The organism is Mycobacterium sp. 852002-51057_SCH5723018 (assembly GCF_001667035.1).
Taxonomy (GTDB): domain Bacteria; phylum Actinomycetota; class Actinomycetes; order Mycobacteriales; family Mycobacteriaceae; genus Mycobacterium.
Genome location: NZ_LZIR01000069.1, coordinates 1 through 16,352 on the forward strand (window position 1 = coordinate 1; position 16,352 = coordinate 16,352).

Below are 16,352 nucleotides of genomic sequence, written 5' to 3' on the forward strand. Positions count from 1 at the left end.
CCCCCCCCCCCCCCCCCCCCCCCCCCCCCCCCCCCCCCCCCCCCCCCCCCCCCCCCGCGCCCCCCCCCCCCCCCCCCGCGCCGGTGCCGGCGACCACCGGCGCCACCGCGTTGGGCAGTGTGCGCGGCCGCGCCCCCGAGATCCACTGCGCGAAACTGGCCACCAGGGCATCCTGCCCTATGCACCACAATGGGCGGGTGCTTGGAGTCATCGGCGGCAGCGGCTTTTACACGTTCTTCGAGTCCGACACCCGCAGCATCGACGTGGAGACCCCGTACGGGCCGCCCAGCGCCCCGGTCACGGTGGGCGCCGTCGCCGAACACGAGGTGGCCTTCCTGCCCCGGCACGGCGCGGCCCACCAATTCTCGGCGCACACCGTGCCGTACCGGGCCAACATGTGGGCGCTGCGCAAGCTCGGCGTGCGGCGCGTCTTCGCGCCGTGCGCGGTCGGCAGCCTGAACCCCGACAACGGTCCGGGAGCGGTGGTGGTGCCCGATCAGCTGGTCGATCGCACCACCGGCCGCGCCGACACCTACTTCGACTCCGGCGGCATCCACGTCGACTTCGCCGACCCGTACTGCCCGACCCTGCGGGCCGCGGCCACCGGACTGCCCGGCGTCGTCGACGGCGCCACCATGGTGGTGATCCAGGGGCCGCGGTTTTCCACCCGCGCCGAAAGCCGCTGGTTCGCCTCGGCCGGGTTTTCTCTGGTCAACATGACCGGCTACCCGGAGGCCGTGCTCGCCCGTGAGCTCGAGATATGCTATGCCGCAATCGCTTTGGTGACCGACCTGGACGCCGGGGTGCGGGCCGGCGAGGGCGTCACGGCCGTCGAGGTATTCGCCGAATTCGAAAAGAACATCGAGCCGTTCAAAGAGCTGGTGCGTGCGGCGATCGGCCGGGTCGCCGCCGAGAACGCGTGCAGGCACTGCCAGCCGCACACCGGCGTCACGCTGCCGATGCAGCTGCCATGAGGGTGCTGCTCACCGGGGCGGCCGGTTTCATCGGGTCGCGCGTGGACGCGGCGCTGCGGGCGGCCGGTCACGACGTGGTCGCCGTCGACGCGCTGCTGCCCGCCGCACACGGCCCCGACGCGGTGTTGCCGCCGGGATGTCACCACGTCGACGTCCGCGACGGCGAGGCGCTGGCCCCGCTGCTGGACGGTGTGGACCTCGTGTGTCACCAGGCGGCGATGGTGGGCGCCGGGGTCGACGCCGCCGACGCGCCCGCCTACGGCGGCCACAACGACTTCGGGACGACGGTGTTGCTGGCGCGCATGTTCGCCGCCGGGGTGCGCCGGCTGGTGCTGGCGTCGTCGATGGTGGTCTACGGGCAGGGCCACTACGCCTGCCCCGACCACGGGCTCGTCGACCCGCCGGCGCGGCGGCGCGTCGACCTCGACGCCGGCATCTTCGAAAACCGTTGTCCGGCCTGTGGTCTCGACCTGGCATGGCGATTGGTCGGCGAGGACGCCGCGCTGCGCCCGCGCAGCCTGTACGCGGCCAGCAAGACCGCGCAGGAGCATTACGCGCTGGCGTGGTCGGAGGCGACGGGCGGCTCGGTGGTGGCGCTGCGCTACCACAACGTCTACGGCCCCGGCATGCCGCGCGACACCCCGTACTCCGGGGTGGCGGCGATCTTCCGCTCGGCACTGGAAAAGGGTCAGCCGCCAAGGGTTTTCGAGGACGGTAGGCAGATGCGCGACTTCGTCCACGTCGACGACGTGGCCGCCGCCAACCTCGCCGCTGCGTCGTCAGTGACCGAGCGAGACGGCTTCACCGCGTTCAATGTCTGCTCCGGACGGCCGATCTCGATCCTGGAGGTGGCCGGCGCGCTGTGCGAGGCGCGCGGGGGCTCCGCTTCGCCGGTGGTCACCGGCCAGTACCGCAGCGGCGACGTGCGCCACATCGTCGCCGATCCCACCCGCGCCGCCGAGGAGTTGGGGTTCCGCGCGGCCATCGAACCGCGCCAGGGCCTGCGCGAATTCGCCTTCGCGCCGTTGCGTTAGCTCGTTCTACGGGTCCTGCGACGGCCGGAAGATCCGGGGCCGGTGCACGGGGATCTCCGAGGTGGCGGAATCGTCTCCCCGGAAGATGCGGGGAGAACCGGCAAGCTGCGGTATCACGCCGGTCGGCGCCTCCATGTCGTCACCGGCCGGGATGCGGGTGGTCTCCGCGGACGACGGAGGGCCGGCGTGGCCGACGGGGATGCGCGTCGTCGGCGCGGCACCGGGCTGAGGCCCGCTGGCGCGCGTGTGGGCGGCGCGGCGGCGTTGCCGTCGCCGGCGCCGGCTGCTGAGCTGGCCGGTGACGATCGCCGCCGCGAGGATGCACAGCGCCAGCACGCACAGCGCCACGTCGAAGGTGCTGGTGATCTGCTGGGCGAGGTTGTTTCCGTAGACGGGGTTCGGCGCGGGCGCGTTGGGCGATTCGGCGAACCGTGGCGCCAGCGCGACCCCGACGACGACGCGCGTGATGCTCAGGGTGGCGACGAGCCCGCACAGCGACGAGATCAGCCGCGCCGAGACGGCGTCGTTGGCCAGGTTGATGCGCAGCCAGATGGCGAGCACCGCGGTGGCCAGGTCGAAGGCGGCCAGCACGACGGTGTCGTATCGGGAGAACGGGTAGTTCAGGCTCACGGCCACGACGAGGTCGGTGATGCGCATGAGCATCGACCCCAGGCACCAGATGGTGATGAGCAGCAAGCCATTTCGGGCGGCCGCGCGCCAGGCGTTTTCCTCCGTCGTCGACGCGTCGCGACGGGCCAGCAGGGCGCGGGGCGCGAAGATCGCCGCCGCCGCCGCCCACGCCAGGTAGCCCTCGAACCCGACCCCTGCCGTCGAGGTGTTCTGCGCTATGCCGTGGAACGCGTCGATGTCGCGGCCGATGGGCAGGGCCCAGACCAGGGTCCCGGCGATCAGAGTCGACACGCCCAGCGCCACGGTCGCCAGCCGCGAGGCCCTGGTGTTGCGCAGCAGCCAACGGGACCCGACCAGGACGGCGACCAGCGCCACGGCGCCGTACACCACCGCCGTCGCGATGACCGCGATGTTTTGCTTGCCGAAGTCGCCGTGCAGCGCGTAGCGCACCCGCCAAAACAGGTTGAACACGAAGCTCAGCGCGGCGCCCGCCATCGACGCGTAGCCGATGATCCGGGCGGACCTGAAGCTCTCACCCTCGGCCGCCGGACCGGTGATCACCGGTTGCGCGCTCAGCAGGGAGCCGGCGATACCCAGCCACGCCCCCGGCCCGACGCCGCCCGGCACGTTCACGGCGCCGCCGAACCGGACGGTTTCGACCACGTCGAACACCACGAAGCCCAGCACCAGCACCGCGTAGGGGACGTTGAGCCACAACCGAAGCCGCCCCGCCAGCGCGGGGTTCAACCGCCCGCTCGACGTCCGCCAGGAGCCGGCCAGCACGATCGAGATGAGGGACAGCAGGGTCGCGACGAACATCAACGCCAACACCGTCTTGCTGCTGCCGAGGATGCCCATCCCGACGTACAGGTTCCACGGCAGCATCAACGCGATGACGAGCAGGGCCGCCGCGGTCAGGTCGGCGGCGATGCTCCGCCGCCGTGTCGGCCCCCCGGCACCCGGCGGGGCCGCGGCCCCGGGGCGGCGGCCGGCGCCGCCCGGAGCCGTTTGCTGCGTCTGCCCGCGGATGGGCCCGGTAGGCGCGTCGTCGCTGCTCTGACTCACGGTTCCCCCCGGGTATCGAGGACGGTTACTGGCTCCGCAGCTTCGGTGACGGGGCCGGGGAACCCCCTGCCGCGCCGCCTTCGTTGCTTACTTGGAAACATAATCTCCGTTCGGACGACGCGGCAGTGTCGAAAAGGGGTTCTGCGGCGCATCGGCGAACGTTGTCGACCGAATGACTGTTACTGCCGACGCTATCGCAGTGTAATGATGCGGGAGATGCTGGTGGTGGGGTAGCCAGCCGAAGGAGTGCGGGATGGACGTCGTACTGGGGGTCGCGGTTACCGGCCCCGTTGCCCGCTTGGCGCTTGTCGGATCGGGCGCGCGGGGCGCCGAGGTGATCGACCAATCCAGCGTCGACCTGGCTGACCACCCGATCGGCACGCTGACCGACACCGTTGTCGGCACAAATCGCCTGCTGGCTGACGAGAACCATCGACTGGTCGCGACCCGGCTGTGCTGGGACGACGATGCTCAGGCCGACCGGCTCCGCCAGGCGCTGGAAGATTCCGGTGTCCACGACGTCGGGGTGCTGTCGGAGTCGCAGGCGGTGACGGCGCTGATGCGGGCCGCGGGCCGGGCGGGCGGCGTGCTGGTGGTCAACGACGAGACGGCCTCACTGTCGCTGGTCGAGGACGCGGACGCGCCGCCGACCATGCTGGCCAGGGAACCTCTCGGCGGCGGCTCGGGCGGCGACGCCACCGCCGCGCTGGACACCATGATGGCCCGGCTCACCGACCAACCCAACGCCCCGCACGACCTTTACCTGGTGGGCGCGTCGTCGGACCTCACCCAGGTCGCCGACCAGCTTCGCGACGCGTCGACCATGCGGGTGGAGATTCCCGACGACCCCACCTTTGCGCTGGCCCGGGGCGCAGCGCTGGCCGCCGCGCCGTCGATGGCAGGGGGCCCGGACGCGACCGCGATGGCCCCGGCGGCCGGGTTCGCCGGAGCCGCGACCGGGTTCTCCCCGGTGGCCAGGCTCACCGGCGACGAGACGGCGTTCGCCCCGGCGGCCGGTGCCGCTGCGGACGAACCGCAGCTGGCGTACTCGCAGGCCGCCGAGGGGCAGCCGTACGCCGACGAGTACGGCCCCGAATTCGATGAGGACGACTACGACGACGACGAAGAAGCGGGAACCGGGCCGGCGCGGCTCAGCCGGCGATCCTTGCTGCTCGGCAACGCCGTCATCGCGTTCGCCGTCGTCGCATTCGCGTCCCTGGCCGCCGCGGTGGCCATCGCCGTCAGGCCGACCGCGAGTCAACAGCCGGTGGTCGGACACCAGAACGCCGCCCCGGGCAAGTTCATGCCGCTGTTGCCCACGCAGCAGCAGGCGCCGGTGCCACCGCCTCCGCCGGATCAGCCCTTCGCCGGATTCCAGGGGGGCGTCGTTCCGGACGCCAATGGTTACCTTCCCGCCCAGGTAGTTTCGCCGGGCTCCGGTGGGGGGCCGGCCGCCCCGGTCGGACCCGAAACGCCGGGAACGCCGGGATTCGTGCCGAACCCGAACCCGAATGTGCCGATCCCCGTTCCGATCATCATTCCGTATCCGGGCTGGCAGCCCCCGTATACGCCGCCGCTTGGGCCGACGACCACGACGCCCACCACCACGACGCTCACCACCACTACGCCGACGACCACGACCACGACACCGCCGACGACGACCACGACACCGCCCGCCGCCACGCCGACGCCGCCGACCACCACGACGCCGCCGACCACGACTCAGCCGCCCTCGACCACCACCGTGGCGCCGACCACGAAGGCGCCCTCCACGGTGACGCAGACGACCACCGTTGCGCCGCACACGCAGACGCAGGCGCCACAAACGATTCCGACTCAGCCGCATACGCAGCAGCCGGTGACGCCACAGCCGGCGACCCCGCAGCCGGTAACACCACACCAGCCGGTGACGCCGCCCCCCACCCATCACTGATCGCGGGCGAGTCCATGCCCGAGGACGCGGTCACGGTGGTGCTGCCCTGCCTCAACGAGGAGGAGTCGCTGCCGGCGGTGCTGGCCGCCATACCCGGCGGCTACCGGGCGCTGGTGGTGGACAACAACAGCACCGACGACACCGCCGGGGTGGCATCGCGACACGGCGCCCAGGTGGTCGCCGAACCACGGCCCGGGTACGGATCGGCGGTGCACGCCGGGGTGGTGGCCGCGACGACGCCGGTCGTGGCCGTCATCGACGCGGACGGCTCGATGGATCCCCGGGATCTGCCCCGGCTGGTTGCGGCGTTGCACCTGGGCGCCGATCTGGCGATCGGGCGGCGCCGACCGGTACCCGGGCTGCATTGGCCCTGGGTCGCCCGGGTGGGCACCGTGGTGATGAGCTGGCGGCTGCGCACGCGCCACGGTCTGCCGGTGCACGACATCGCGCCGATGCGGGTGGCCCGGCGCCAGGCCCTGCTGGACCTCGGCGTCGCCGACCGGCGATCGGGCTACCCGCTGGAATTGCTGGTGCGGGCGGCCGCCGCCGGCTGGCGCGTGGTCGAGCTCGACGTCAGTTACGGTCCCCGCACCGGCGGCAAGTCGAAGGTCAGCGGGTCGCTGCGCGGCAGCATCACCGCGATCCTCGACTTCTGGAAGGTGATCTCGTGAGGGTCCTGCCGGTGACGGTGCTGGTGGTCGCCAAGGCGCCCGAGCCCGGCCGGGCCAAGACGCGGCTCGCGGCGGCCGTCGGTGACCGGGTCGCCGCCGACATCGCCGCCGCCGCGCTGCTGGACACGCTCGATGCGGTGGCCGCCGCGCCGGTCGCGGAGCGCGTGGTGGCCCTCACCGGTGACCTGGACGCCGCGGCGGGCGCCGCCGAGATTCGGCGGCGGCTCGAGTCGTTCACCGTCATCCCGCAGCGCGGGGACGGCTTCGCCGACCGGCTCGCCAACGCCCACGCCGACTCCGGTAAAGGTTCGGCCGGCTATCCGGTCCTGCAGATCGGCATGGACACCCCACAGGTCACCGCCGCGGTCCTCTCGGATTGCGCGCGGCGGCTGCTCGACGCGCCGGCCGTGCTGGGGTTGGCCCACGACGGCGGCTGGTGGGTGCTCGGGGTGGCGGAGCCGGCCATGGCCGAATGCCTGCGCACCGTCCCGATGTCGCAACCCGACACCGGCGAGCTGACGTTGAAGGCATTGCGCGACAACGGGATTGACGTGACACCGGTGCAGCCGCTGGCCGACGTCGACGTCGCCGCCGACGTGGCCGCCGTGCGGGAGGCCTGCGCGCCCGCCAGCCGATTCGCCCGGGTCACCCGCGCGGTCGGCCTCTGACGCCCGGCTACCAGTGGGTGACCATCACGGTGTTCACCAGCAGCGCGCCGGCGGCGTTGACGGCCAGCCAGCACCGGTGCGAGCGCACCGGCAGCAGGGCGGGCGCCGCGGTGAGCCAGATCGTGAACGGCAGCCAGATCCGCTCCACCTCGGCCTTGCTCAGCATGCTCAAGTCGGCGCAGGCGATGGCGCCCAGCATGGCCAGCAACACCAGGTGGAAGCCGGAGCGGCGGCGGATGGCGGCTTTATCAAAGACACGGCTGACTCCCGCGACGCTGCCGAGCCCGATCGCGCACACCACGGACGCCAGGTTGGCCCAGCTCCAATACTGGAACGGCCGGTATTTGGCGATACCCTGCCAATAACGTTGCTGCACAAAGGCATAGCCGTCGAACCAGTAGAAGCCGGCAACGGCGAACGCCACCGCCACGGCTAGTGCGGCCAGGGCCGCCGGGCCGAGCGCACGCAGTACCGCCCGCCAATCGGAGGCGCTCACCAGCACCGCCAGCGCCGGCATGCCCAGCAGGATCAGGCCGTAGCTGAGGAACACCGCCCAGCCCAGCAGCAGCCCGGCGCCCGCGGCAAGCAGCGCCGGGAAACGGACGGCCCGGTGCACCGCCACGGCCAGCAGTGCGATGCCCCACGTCGCGACCCCGGCGAAGTAGCCGTCGGCCGACACGGCGACCCAGATCGCCGTCGGCGCCACCGCGACGAACGGCGCGGCCCGGCGGGCGGTCTGCTCGTCGACCAGGGCGCGCACGGCGATCACCACGGCGGCCGCAGCGCTGGAGCCCGCCAGCAGGCACAGCAGGCCGGCCCACGCGCCGCCGTGCAGGCCGATCCGGTCCAGCCAGACGAATGTCAGCAGCGCGCCCGGCGGATGCCCGGAGACGTGGGTGGTCCAGGAGTTCGGCTGGTAGTCGACGATCCGGCCGGCGAACGTGCGGACCGCGGCCGGGATGTCGGTGATCGTCGGCACCTGGGACAGGTACTCGTCCCGGGTGGTCAGCCGCCCGGCGAAACCGCGCTGCCAGCCGTCGATCATCGCCAGGGCGAACGCCCACCCACACGCGGTGACCCAGGTGCCCAGCGTCAGCGTCCGCCACGAAAGACGTTGCGCCACAGCCGGTCCCCACACCACCACGGCCGCCGCGATCAGGAGTGCCGGCCCGCTTCCCCAGCTGGCGTGCACCTCCCACGCCCCGAAGATCGGGTCCGACCCGGCGTGCGTGGCGAGCCGCTGAGCGCCGATGTCCAGCCGCGGCCTGACCCCCAGGTTCAGATGCGGCAGCACGAACGCCGCCGCCACCAGCGCGACCCCGACCGCGACAGCCAGTAGCTCCCGCCGCGCCCTCGTCACGGTCACTCAGCCTATTGACCGACGCGATGGTCCCTGCCGCCGAACCGCCGCACCAACGCCGCCCGGTCGACCTTGCCGATGCCGCGCCGCGGCAGCGCCTCGACGATGTGCAGCTCGCGCGGCGCTGCGGTGGCGTCCAGCGTGCCGGCCACCTGGGTCCGCAGCGCCTCCAACGTCGGCGGTTGGCACCCGTCGCGCAGCACGATCACGGCGACCACTCGCTGTCCCAGCCGCTCGTCGGCAAGCCCGAACACCGCGCAGTCACCGACGGCGGGATGGCCGCACAGCGCGGCCTCGACGGGCTGCGGCAGCACGGTCAACCCGCCCGTGCTGATCGCGTCGTCGGCGCGGCCCAGCACGGTCAGCACACCGTCCTCGTCGAGGGCGCCCAGGTCGTCGCTGCGAAACCAGCCCGCCTCGGCGAACGGGTCGGGGTCGACCGGGTTGCGGTATCCCTTGGCCAGCGTCGCGCCACCGATGACGATGCGCCCGTCGGCGTCCACCCGCAGCCGCACCCCGTCGAGCGGCACCCCGTCGTACACGCAGCCGCCCGCCGTCTCGCTCATGCCATAGGTGCGGACCACCGTGACGCCCGCGACCGCCGCGGCTTCCAGGATCGGCCGCGGGGCCGGTCCGCCGCCGAGCAGCACCGCGTCCAGCTCGGCGAGCGCGGCCACGGCCGCCGGGTCGGCGAGCGCCTTGGCCAGCTGGGCGGCGACCAGCGAGGTGTATCGCCGCCCCGAGCCCAATCGCCTTACCGCCGTGGGCAATTCGGTGACGTCGAACCCGGCGGAGACGTCCAGCTCGACCGGCGCGAAACCGGCCAGCAGGCTGCGCACTAGCACCTGCAGGCCGGCGATGTGATACGGCGGCAAGGCCAGCAGCCAGCCGCCGGATCCGCCGAGCCGGTCGTGGGTGGCCGACGCGCTGGCGGTCAGCGCCACGGCGGTCAGCAGGGCGCCCTTGGGGGGACCGGTGGTTCCCGACGTCCCCGAAGTCACTGCCACCAGGGCCACGTCGTCGTCAATCTGGGAGCCCACCCGCAGGCCCACCCGCATCGCCTGCGAGACGCGGTCGTCGCCGGCCGGTAGCGCGACCAGCGCCGGATCGCGGCCGTCCAGCACCCGCTGCAGCGCGGGCATCAGCACTGGCACAGCGGAGCCCGATGCGACCCTGAGGGCACGCAGGACGGCTATGCGCGGTCCTCGGCGCCGTCCGGCTCATCGAACGGCCAGCCCTTGGCGGCCAATCGCTCCCGCACGCGCTCGACGTCTTCCGGCGACGGCAGCTCATCGGTGAGCTGGGTGATTGCCACGCCGATGTCGATGTTGTCGAATTCGCCGCGCTCCATCAGGTCACACGCCACGGCCTTGACCTCGTCATTGCCCAGCCGGCGGGTCAGCAGGGCGAGCACGGCGAAGGTATCGGTGGGCGGGACGCCCTCCGGGTATCCCGCGCGCAGCCACGAGACGATCGAACTCAGGAATCCGTTCACTTAGCTTTCCCTCCCCCGCACACGGGTTCGGCTGGGCGGACGACGATTCGATCCTACTTGGGTTTGGCGCCGAGGAATGGCTGGCCGACCTGGTGTGCGATGAAGTCGCGGGCGACGTACAGCAGGGCGAAGAGGATCACCGCGACCACCACCGCATAGATTGTCCACGCGACCGCCAGCAGCGCGGGATTCTTGTGCGGTGTGCTCCCGTCGGGGCTGACCTCTCCTGTGCCGACGGCGTGGAACCGGAGCCCGAGGGCGAAGATTCCCGGCAGTGCGGCACCGGCCAGCATGCTGAAGACCAAGATCTTCAGGGACGCTTGGTAGTTGAACCAGTCGGAGAAGTGGCTCATGAGGGGTTCCTCGCGCTCACCGTGTCTTGGGAATCGGGGCCGGAGCCGGGCCGGGAACTCGCCCCGGTTCCGACCTTGGGTCCCGTATCGGAGGGCGGCTTGTGCTGGTCCTCGTCGAGACCGGCGGTGAGGCTGCCTTCCCATTCGGCGTTGACGTTCTTGGCGTCGACCTTGACCCTGCGCGACCGGATGTAGATGGCGGTAGAAACCGCGACCAGTAGCCCGAAGCCGATGATCGCGCCCGGGTAGCCGCCGATGAGGTGCACGATCCAGTAGGTGACCGCCCCGACCAGCCCGGCCAACGGAAGCGTCACGAGCCACGCGGTCACCATCCGGCCGGCCACGCCCCAACGAACCTCGCCGCCTGGCTTGCCCAGCCCGCTGCCCATCACCGAACCCGTGCAGACCTGCGTGGTCGACAGCGCGTAGCCGAAGTGGGTGGATAGCAGAATGACTGCGGCCGAGGAAGATTCGGCGGCCATGCCCTGCGGCGACTTGATCTCGACCAGCCCCTTGCCCAGGGTGCGGATGATCCGCCAGCCGCCCAGGTAGGTGCCCGCCGCCATCGCCAGGGCGCAACAGACGATGACCCACAGCGGCGGCGCCGCGGCGCTCTTGCTGATCGCCCCGTAGGACATCAGCGCCAGGAAGATGATGCCCATCGTCTTCTGCGCGTCGCCGGTGCCGTGCGCCAGGGAGACCAGCGACGCCGAACCCCACTGGCCGTAGCGGAACCCGGCCTCGGTGCGCTCGGTCCCCACGCCCCGGGTGATCCGGTAGACCAGCCAGGTCGCGATGGCCCCGACCAAGATGGCCAGGATCGCGGCGACGACGGCCGGAATCAACACATGGGACACCAGGCCCTTCCAGATCACCCCGTGCGCGCCGACGGCGGCGATCGTCGCACCGACGATGCCGCCGATCAGCGCGTGCGACGAGCTCGAGGGGATGCCGAGGAGCCAGGTCAGCAGGTTCCACACGATGCCGCCGACCAGGCCGGCGAAGACCAGTTCGAGGGTCACGATATGCCCGTCGATCAGACCTTTGGCGATCGTGGCCGCGACGGCGGTGGACATGAAGGCACCGATCAGATTGAGCACCGCCGACAGAGCCACGGCGGCCTTGGGCGCCAGGGCGCCACTGGCGATGGACGTTGCCATCGCGTTGCCGGTGTCGTGGAAGCCGTTGGTGAAATCGAAAGCGAGTGCCGTGATTACGACGATGATCAAGAGGAACAAATCGATGTTCACAGCGCCTGATTCTGGTCGTTGGGGGATTAAATTGTCGAACGGAGAGATAGCTGAAACGCAGGTGTACCTTGACTTGTCGTCAGATGTTAGCTCTTAGTTAACCGGGCGTTTCTCCCCGTTCGCCGCGGGTGTCGCGGCGTAACGGGTGATCGCCGGGGATCTCGACGAAGATCAGTGTGATTCCGTCGGGATCGATCACATGCATCTCGTGCAGGCCCCACGGTTCGCGGCGCGCCTCGCGGGCGATCGGCACACCCCGGGCCTGCAGCTCGGCCTGGGTGGCCTCGACGTCGCGGACCTGGAGCCACAGCGCCCCGGGGAAGGGGCCCCGGGAGTGGTCGGGCGAGCCGTAACCGGCCAGCTCCAGCAACGACTGGCCGGCAAAAAGTACTGTGCCTGCGCCATATTCGCGGGCGATGGCCAGGCCGATCTCGTCGCGGTAGAAGCTCAACGACCGCTGATAGTCCGCCGGCCGCAGCAACATCCGGCTGGCCAGGATCTCCATAGGGTCGTGTCTATCACGTCGCTAGTGCGTCGGGGCGCAGCGCCCGCGAAGCGTCGGCACCCCGGGGCCGGCGAGGTCGTCGCATGCGCCGGCCCGGCCGGTCATGGCCAGCAACAGCGACAGCAACGGGCACCCAGCCACGAGGTTTGGGTCCCGGCGGCGCGGAGGTGGAATTCTGCAGGCCGCGGAATTCGCTGAGAGTGGCGGCCCGGTCGGCGCCGCGGTGCGCGGCAATCTGGTCGCTGGCAATCTGGTCGCTGGTGAATTTGTCGAATTTGAACCCAGCCTCGGCCATATTGAAGGCCATATTGAAAAGGAACGTGGCCGGGTTCAGCGAGGAGGTCGCCGACAGGTGCGCGACGACGTCGCGGACGGTCCAGCCCGTGCAGAGCGACGGCGTCTCCCACTGCGCCGGCGTCAGGTCGGCGAGGTCGTTGGCAAGCGCCCCGCGCTCGGTCGCAATGGTGGCCCAGAGATCGGACCAGCAACCTCCCAAAGGGGTTCAGGCACCGCCGTCGTGGTTGGGTTGGAAGTTCTGCCGCTGCATCAGGGTATTGACCCACCGGGGGCCGAAGGTGTCCAGCGCCTTCGCCGCGATCGCCATCCGCGGCGCGATCCGCACCGGCCGGGTGCGGGCCGCGGTGATCATCCACTCGGCTGCCTCTTCCGACGTCAGCGCGGGCATGCCCTGGTAGGCCTTCGTCGGCGCGATCATCGGCGTGGCCACCAGCGGGTAGTAGAGGGTGGTCGAATGCACGCCCCGGCGGCCCCACTCGGTCTCGACGACCCGGCTCACCGCCGACAGCGCCGCCTTGGACGCGTTGTACACGGAGAACAGTGGCGACGCCTCCGACAGCACGCCCCAGGTCGAGACGTTGATGATGTGGCCGTCGCCGCGGTCGAGCATTCCCGGCGCGAACCCGCGGATCAGCCGCAGCGGCGCGTAGTAGTTGAGCACGATGGTCCGCTCGACGTCATGCCAGCGTTCCAGCGACTCGGCCAGCGGCCGGCGGATGGACCGGCCGGCGTTGTTGATCAGGATGTCGACCCCGCCGATGCGCTTTTCGACGTCGGCGACCAGCGCGTCGACGGCGTCCATGTCCGACACGTCGCAGGGCATCGCGATCGCGTTGCCGCCCGCCGTTTGGATCCGGTCGGCCAGCGAGTCGAGCAGGTCGCCGCGGCGGGCGACGACGACCACGGTGGCGCCTCTGCGGGCCAGTTGTTCGGCCCCGGCCTCACCGATGCCCGACGACGCTCCGGTGAGCAGGATGCGCTTGCCGTCGAGGTCGACGGGTTTGATCGCGGGCCGGTTGACCAGCACCTGCGGCGACGCGGGTGGTCGCATGGTCGCCAGCACGATCTGGTCGGTGAACCGGCGAAGGGGGCTCTTGGTCACAGGTGGCGAGTCTAGGCGGGCCCGCGAGGAGTTCAGAAATAGCGCGGGAACCGGCTCCAGTCCGGGGCGCGCTTCTCCAGGAACGCGTCGCGGCCCTCGACGGCCTCGTCGGTCATGTACGCGAGGCGGGTGGCCTCACCGGCGAACAGCTGCTGACCCACCAGCCCGTCGTCGAGCAGGTTGAACGCAAACTTCAGCATCCGTTGCGCCTGAGGGGATTTGGCGTTGATCTCGGCCGCCCACTGGATCCCGACGCGCTCCAGCTCCGCGTGGTCGACCACCTCGTTGACCGCGCCCATCCGGTGCATCTGCTCGGCGCTGTAGGTGCGGCCCAGGAAGAAGATTTCGCGGGCGAACTTCTGGCCGACCTGACGGGCCAGATACGCGCTGCCGTAACCGCCGTCGAAGCTGCCGACGTCGGCGTCGGTCTGCTTGAAGCGGGCGTGCTCGCGGCTGGCCAGGGTGAGGTCGCAGACCACGTGCAGGCTGTGCCCGCCGCCGGCGGCCCACCCGTTGACCAGGCAGATGACCACCTTGGGCATGAACCGGATCAGCCGCTGCACCTCGAGGATGTGCAACCGGCCCGCCCGGGCCACATCGACCGTGTCCGCGGTTTCTCCGCTGGCGTATTGATAGCCCGAGCGGCCGCGGATGCGCTGATCGCCTCCGGAGCAAAACGCCCAGCCGCCGTCCTTCGCCGACGGGCCGTTGCCGGTCAGCAGCACCACGCCCACGTCGGGCGACATCCGGGCGTGGTCGAGCACGGTGTACAGCTCGTCGACGGTGTGGGGCCGAAACGCGTTGCGCACCTCGGGCCGGTTGAACGCCACCCGAACCGTGGCGTCGGAGACGTGGCGGTGATAGGTGATGTCGGTCAGCTCGCCGAAGCCGTCGACTCCTCGCCACGCCTGCGCATCGAATGGGTTGTCGCTCAAGGCTGTTGAACTCCGTCCTTGCTCATGGTGAGGTCGCCGCAGCTGATCGTCTGCGCGGAGGTCACGGCGGGATCCTGGGCGGAGGCGGCCGCCACGGTGTCGGACGCTCCGATGGTCGCCAGCGCGCCGTTCAGGTCGATCTCGGTGCGGCGGACGGTCCACTGGCCGTTGTTCAAGGCCTGCAGCCCGACCAGGTGCCGGCCGGTCGATGGCGGGCCGAGGTCGCTGCAGCCGATCCCGGTGCCGTTGTCGCGCAGGTTCTGCAGGTCGAACAGGAACGGGGCGCCCTGGTTGTCGGCGACGGTCTGTAGCCGGCAGTTGGCGAACACGTAGAGGTGCGCGCCGCGGCCGTCACTGACGATGATCTGGTGCTGGCCATCCTGCTGGGCGTCAATGGCCAAGGCGGCCAATGGAATTGGGCTTGCCGAGGTGACCTGCACGTCGGAGTTGGCGCCGCTGGCCGTCGTGACGCCGACGACACGGTCGGTGCGGCCGTCGCCTTCGCGAATCTGCCCCAACCACAAGGTGTCCGGCTGGCCGTCCCAGTCGAGATCGTTGACCTTGCGGGTGGCCGAGCCGGTCGGGGGAGGAGCGCCGCCGGGCGCGCAGCCCGACGCGGCGAAAGACCGCCCCGCCGGGACGCCCAGGCATACCGTGAGCAAGAGGGACACCAGCAGCACGCGTCGCATCGGGCTACACCGGCTCCAGCCGGAACACCGCGCAGCGGCCGGCCAGGGCTTCGAACTCCTCAGGGTGCCCCTCGATGACGAGTCCCGCCCGCTTCATGAAACCGACGCCCGTGGGCACCTCGGCCGGAAAGGCCCGCAGAATCGGCCGCGCGTCGTCCGGCGACAGCTCCACCATCCGCACCGTGTTTGCGCGGCGGCCGCGGGCCAGGGTGACCTGGCCGGCGGCGCGGACGTTGGCCACCCAGTCGGCGCCCGGAAAGCCGGCCACGACGTACTGTTTATCCTCGACCGTCATCGGGGTGACCGGCGTCGACCGTTCCCGGCCGGACTTGCGGCCTCGCACCGTCAGCACCGCCGGGCTCTCGCCGCCGAAACTCATTCCCAGCCGCGACATCTGGATGAAGACCTTGTTGGCCGGTTTCAGCCACCACGGCGGCCTGATCCGATCACTGATGCCCACGCGTGACAGAGTAGTCATGGCCCGCCGCCGAGCCGATGGCGTCCAGGCGCGCGATCGCGTCCGCGCTCAGTGTGACCTTCGCGGCGCCGAGGTTCTCCTCGAGGTGTGCGATGGATCGGGTGCCGGGAATCAGCAGCGTGTTCGGCGCGTGGGCCAGCAGCCACGCCAGCCCGACTTGGGCTGGCGTGCAGCCGATTTCGCCGGCGACGGCGCGCACCACCGCATTGTCGGCGACCTTGGGCGACCCGGGAAAGGCCGATCCCAACGGGAAGTACGGCACCCAGGCTAGTCCTTGCCCGCCCTGAGCCTTGCACAGGTCGAGCGTGGCTTCCTGTGAGCGGTCGAGCAGACTGTAGGCGTTCTGCACGCAGACGATCCCGGCGGGCAGCGCCCGCCGCACGACGTCGAGCGGCACGCTGCTGATGCCGATCGCGCCGATCTTGCCCTCGTCGCGCAGCGCGATCATCTCGGCGAGCTGGTCGTCGACGTCGACGACCTGGTCTCCCTCGAGCTGCACGCCGGGCCCCAGGTCCATGCGCCGCAGATTGACCACCGGCACGCAGTCGAGCCCGAGTTGGCGCAGGTCGTCTTCGACGGCGGCGCGCAGCTCGTCGGGTCGTTGCGCCGGGGCCAGGGGAATGGGTGCTTCGCCGGTGTATCGCGCACCGACCTTGCTGACGATGACGAGGTCTTCGGGGTAGGGGGCCAGCGCCGCGCGGATCCGGCGGTTCACTTCGCCGGGGCCATAAAACGACGCGGTGTCGATGTGGTTGACACCGAGCTCGACCGCGCGACGCAGCACCGCAGCCGCATCCTCGGCGGAGGTGGCCTCGAACAACTGCATGGCGCCATAGCCCATGCGGGCGACCGTGGGCGCTCCGGCCGCGCCGATGCTCCCGATACCGCCGGGGTTTTGCTTCGTCATGGGTGC

General features: G+C 71.0%; 18 protein-coding genes and 1 pseudogene. 5 read left to right on the forward strand and 14 right to left on the reverse strand.

Annotated features, from left to right (window positions below; all coding sequences use genetic code 11):
* Positions 1 to 163, reverse strand: a pseudogene (locus tag A5764_RS30060) (hypothetical protein); the annotation flags it as partial.
* 16 nt (positions 164 to 179) lie between these two features.
* On the opposite strand from A5764_RS30060, the gene A5764_RS12945 reads away from it, so the two are divergent.
* Complete coding sequence (locus tag A5764_RS12945; RefSeq protein ID WP_067113904.1) at positions 180 to 974, forward strand: S-methyl-5'-thioadenosine phosphorylase; 795 nt, start codon at positions 180 to 182, stop codon at positions 972 to 974.
* On the forward strand, positions 971 to 2,008 hold the full coding sequence (locus A5764_RS12950) for an NAD-dependent epimerase/dehydratase family protein (RefSeq protein WP_067113905.1): 1,038 nt from the start codon (positions 971 to 973) through the stop codon (positions 2,006 to 2,008). Before A5764_RS12945 ends, A5764_RS12950 begins: the two co-directional genes overlap by 4 nt.
* A gap of 6 nt (positions 2,009 to 2,014) precedes the next feature.
* On the opposite strand, the gene A5764_RS12955 is transcribed toward A5764_RS12950, so the two are convergent.
* Entirely contained in the window at positions 2,015 to 3,568 is a 1,554-nt protein-coding gene (locus A5764_RS12955) for a hypothetical protein (protein ID WP_231989697.1), read from the reverse strand.
* A gap of 388 nt (positions 3,569 to 3,956) precedes the next feature.
* Between A5764_RS12955 and A5764_RS12960 the strand changes: the two genes are divergently transcribed.
* From A5764_RS12960 to A5764_RS12970, 3 genes are read left to right on the forward strand one after another with little or no spacing between them, the layout of a single operon-like run.
* Entirely contained in the window at positions 3,957 to 5,636 is a 1,680-nt protein-coding gene (locus A5764_RS12960; protein WP_067113907.1) for a hypothetical protein, read from the forward strand.
* A 14-nt stretch (positions 5,637 to 5,650) separates the two neighbouring features.
* On the forward strand, positions 5,651 to 6,307 hold the full coding sequence (locus A5764_RS12965; RefSeq protein WP_067113908.1) for a glycosyltransferase family 2 protein: 657 nt from the start codon (positions 5,651 to 5,653) through the stop codon (positions 6,305 to 6,307).
* A complete protein-coding gene (locus tag A5764_RS12970; protein ID WP_067113909.1) occupies positions 6,304 to 6,975 on the forward strand; it encodes a DUF2064 domain-containing protein in 672 nt (223 codons plus the stop codon). The genes A5764_RS12965 and A5764_RS12970 overlap by 4 nt, the downstream gene beginning before the upstream one ends.
* A 7-nt stretch (positions 6,976 to 6,982) precedes the next feature.
* Here the strand turns inward: A5764_RS12970 and A5764_RS12975 are convergent, their stop codons facing one another.
* From A5764_RS12975 to A5764_RS13030, 12 genes are all read right to left on the reverse strand, one after another.
* Entirely contained in the window at positions 6,983 to 8,335 is a 1,353-nt protein-coding gene (locus tag A5764_RS12975) for a hypothetical protein (RefSeq protein ID WP_067113939.1), read from the reverse strand.
* Positions 8,336 to 8,346: 11 nt separating this feature from the next.
* Positions 8,347 to 9,459: an o-succinylbenzoate--CoA ligase gene (gene menE / locus A5764_RS12980; RefSeq protein WP_231989698.1), complete on the reverse strand. Its 1,113-nt coding sequence runs from the start codon at positions 9,457 to 9,459 to the stop codon at positions 8,347 to 8,349.
* A 68-nt stretch (positions 9,460 to 9,527) separates the two neighbouring features.
* Positions 9,528 to 9,830, reverse strand: coding sequence for a DUF3349 domain-containing protein (locus A5764_RS12985; RefSeq protein WP_067113910.1), 303 nt, complete (start codon positions 9,828 to 9,830; stop codon positions 9,528 to 9,530).
* 53 nt (positions 9,831 to 9,883) lie between these two features.
* Complete coding sequence (locus A5764_RS12990; RefSeq protein WP_067113911.1) at positions 9,884 to 10,183, reverse strand: hypothetical protein; 300 nt, start codon at positions 10,181 to 10,183, stop codon at positions 9,884 to 9,886.
* Positions 10,180 to 11,433 carry an inorganic phosphate transporter gene (locus tag A5764_RS12995; protein WP_067113912.1) on the reverse strand — a complete coding sequence of 418 codons (1,254 nt, stop codon included), beginning with the start codon at positions 11,431 to 11,433 and terminating at the stop codon, positions 10,180 to 10,182. The genes A5764_RS12990 and A5764_RS12995 overlap by 4 nt, the downstream gene beginning before the upstream one ends.
* A 97-nt stretch (positions 11,434 to 11,530) precedes the next feature.
* Positions 11,531 to 11,938 (reverse strand): VOC family protein, encoded by a 408-nt coding sequence (locus A5764_RS13000; protein WP_067113913.1) that lies wholly within the window; start codon positions 11,936 to 11,938, stop codon positions 11,531 to 11,533.
* A 13-nt stretch (positions 11,939 to 11,951) separates the two neighbouring features.
* The gene (locus tag A5764_RS13005) at positions 11,952 to 12,434 is read right to left on the reverse strand and encodes a maleylpyruvate isomerase family mycothiol-dependent enzyme (protein WP_231989695.1); all 483 of its coding nucleotides are present in this window, start codon (positions 12,432 to 12,434) and stop codon (positions 11,952 to 11,954) included.
* 6 nt (positions 12,435 to 12,440) lie between these two features.
* Positions 12,441 to 13,337 (reverse strand): SDR family oxidoreductase, encoded by an 897-nt coding sequence (locus tag A5764_RS13010; protein ID WP_067113914.1) that lies wholly within the window; start codon positions 13,335 to 13,337, stop codon positions 12,441 to 12,443.
* 32 nt (positions 13,338 to 13,369) lie between these two features.
* A complete protein-coding gene (locus A5764_RS13015; protein ID WP_067113915.1) occupies positions 13,370 to 14,272 on the reverse strand; it encodes a 1,4-dihydroxy-2-naphthoyl-CoA synthase in 903 nt (300 codons plus the stop codon).
* Entirely contained in the window at positions 14,269 to 14,961 is a 693-nt protein-coding gene (locus A5764_RS13020) for a hypothetical protein (RefSeq protein WP_067113916.1), read from the reverse strand. Before A5764_RS13020 ends, A5764_RS13015 begins: the two co-directional genes overlap by 4 nt.
* A gap of 4 nt (positions 14,962 to 14,965) precedes the next feature.
* Positions 14,966 to 15,439: a nitroreductase family deazaflavin-dependent oxidoreductase gene (locus A5764_RS13025; protein ID WP_067113917.1), complete on the reverse strand. Its 474-nt coding sequence runs from the start codon at positions 15,437 to 15,439 to the stop codon at positions 14,966 to 14,968.
* The gene (locus tag A5764_RS13030; protein WP_067113918.1) at positions 15,408 to 16,346 is read right to left on the reverse strand and encodes an aldo/keto reductase; all 939 of its coding nucleotides are present in this window, start codon (positions 16,344 to 16,346) and stop codon (positions 15,408 to 15,410) included. Before A5764_RS13030 ends, A5764_RS13025 begins: the two co-directional genes overlap by 32 nt.
* Between the last annotated feature and the right edge of the window lie 6 nt (positions 16,347 to 16,352).

What these genes read in the sequence shown, in the direction of transcription:
- A5764_RS12990 (WP_067113911.1), bottom strand. Translation starts at nt 10,183, where the DNA reads ATGAGCCACTTCTCCGACTGGTTCAACTACCAAGCGTCCCTGAAGATC.
- A5764_RS13025 (WP_067113917.1), bottom strand. Translation starts at nt 15,439, where the DNA reads ATGACTACTCTGTCACGCGTGGGCATCAGTGATCGGATCAGGCCGCCG.
- A5764_RS13000 (WP_067113913.1), bottom strand. Translation starts at nt 11,938, where the DNA reads ATGGAGATCCTGGCCAGCCGGATGTTGCTGCGGCCGGCGGACTATCAG.
- A5764_RS12945 (WP_067113904.1), top strand. Translation starts at nt 180, where the DNA reads ATGCACCACAATGGGCGGGTGCTTGGAGTCATCGGCGGCAGCGGCTTT.
- A5764_RS13020 (WP_067113916.1), bottom strand. Translation starts at nt 14,961, where the DNA reads ATGCGACGCGTGCTGCTGGTGTCCCTCTTGCTCACGGTATGCCTGGGC.
- A5764_RS12960 (WP_067113907.1), top strand. Translation starts at nt 3,957, where the DNA reads ATGGACGTCGTACTGGGGGTCGCGGTTACCGGCCCCGTTGCCCGCTTG.
- A5764_RS12965 (WP_067113908.1), top strand. Translation starts at nt 5,651, where the DNA reads ATGCCCGAGGACGCGGTCACGGTGGTGCTGCCCTGCCTCAACGAGGAG.
- A5764_RS12950 (WP_067113905.1), top strand. Translation starts at nt 971, where the DNA reads ATGAGGGTGCTGCTCACCGGGGCGGCCGGTTTCATCGGGTCGCGCGTG.
- A5764_RS13030 (WP_067113918.1), bottom strand. Translation starts at nt 16,346, where the DNA reads ATGACGAAGCAAAACCCCGGCGGTATCGGGAGCATCGGCGCGGCCGGA.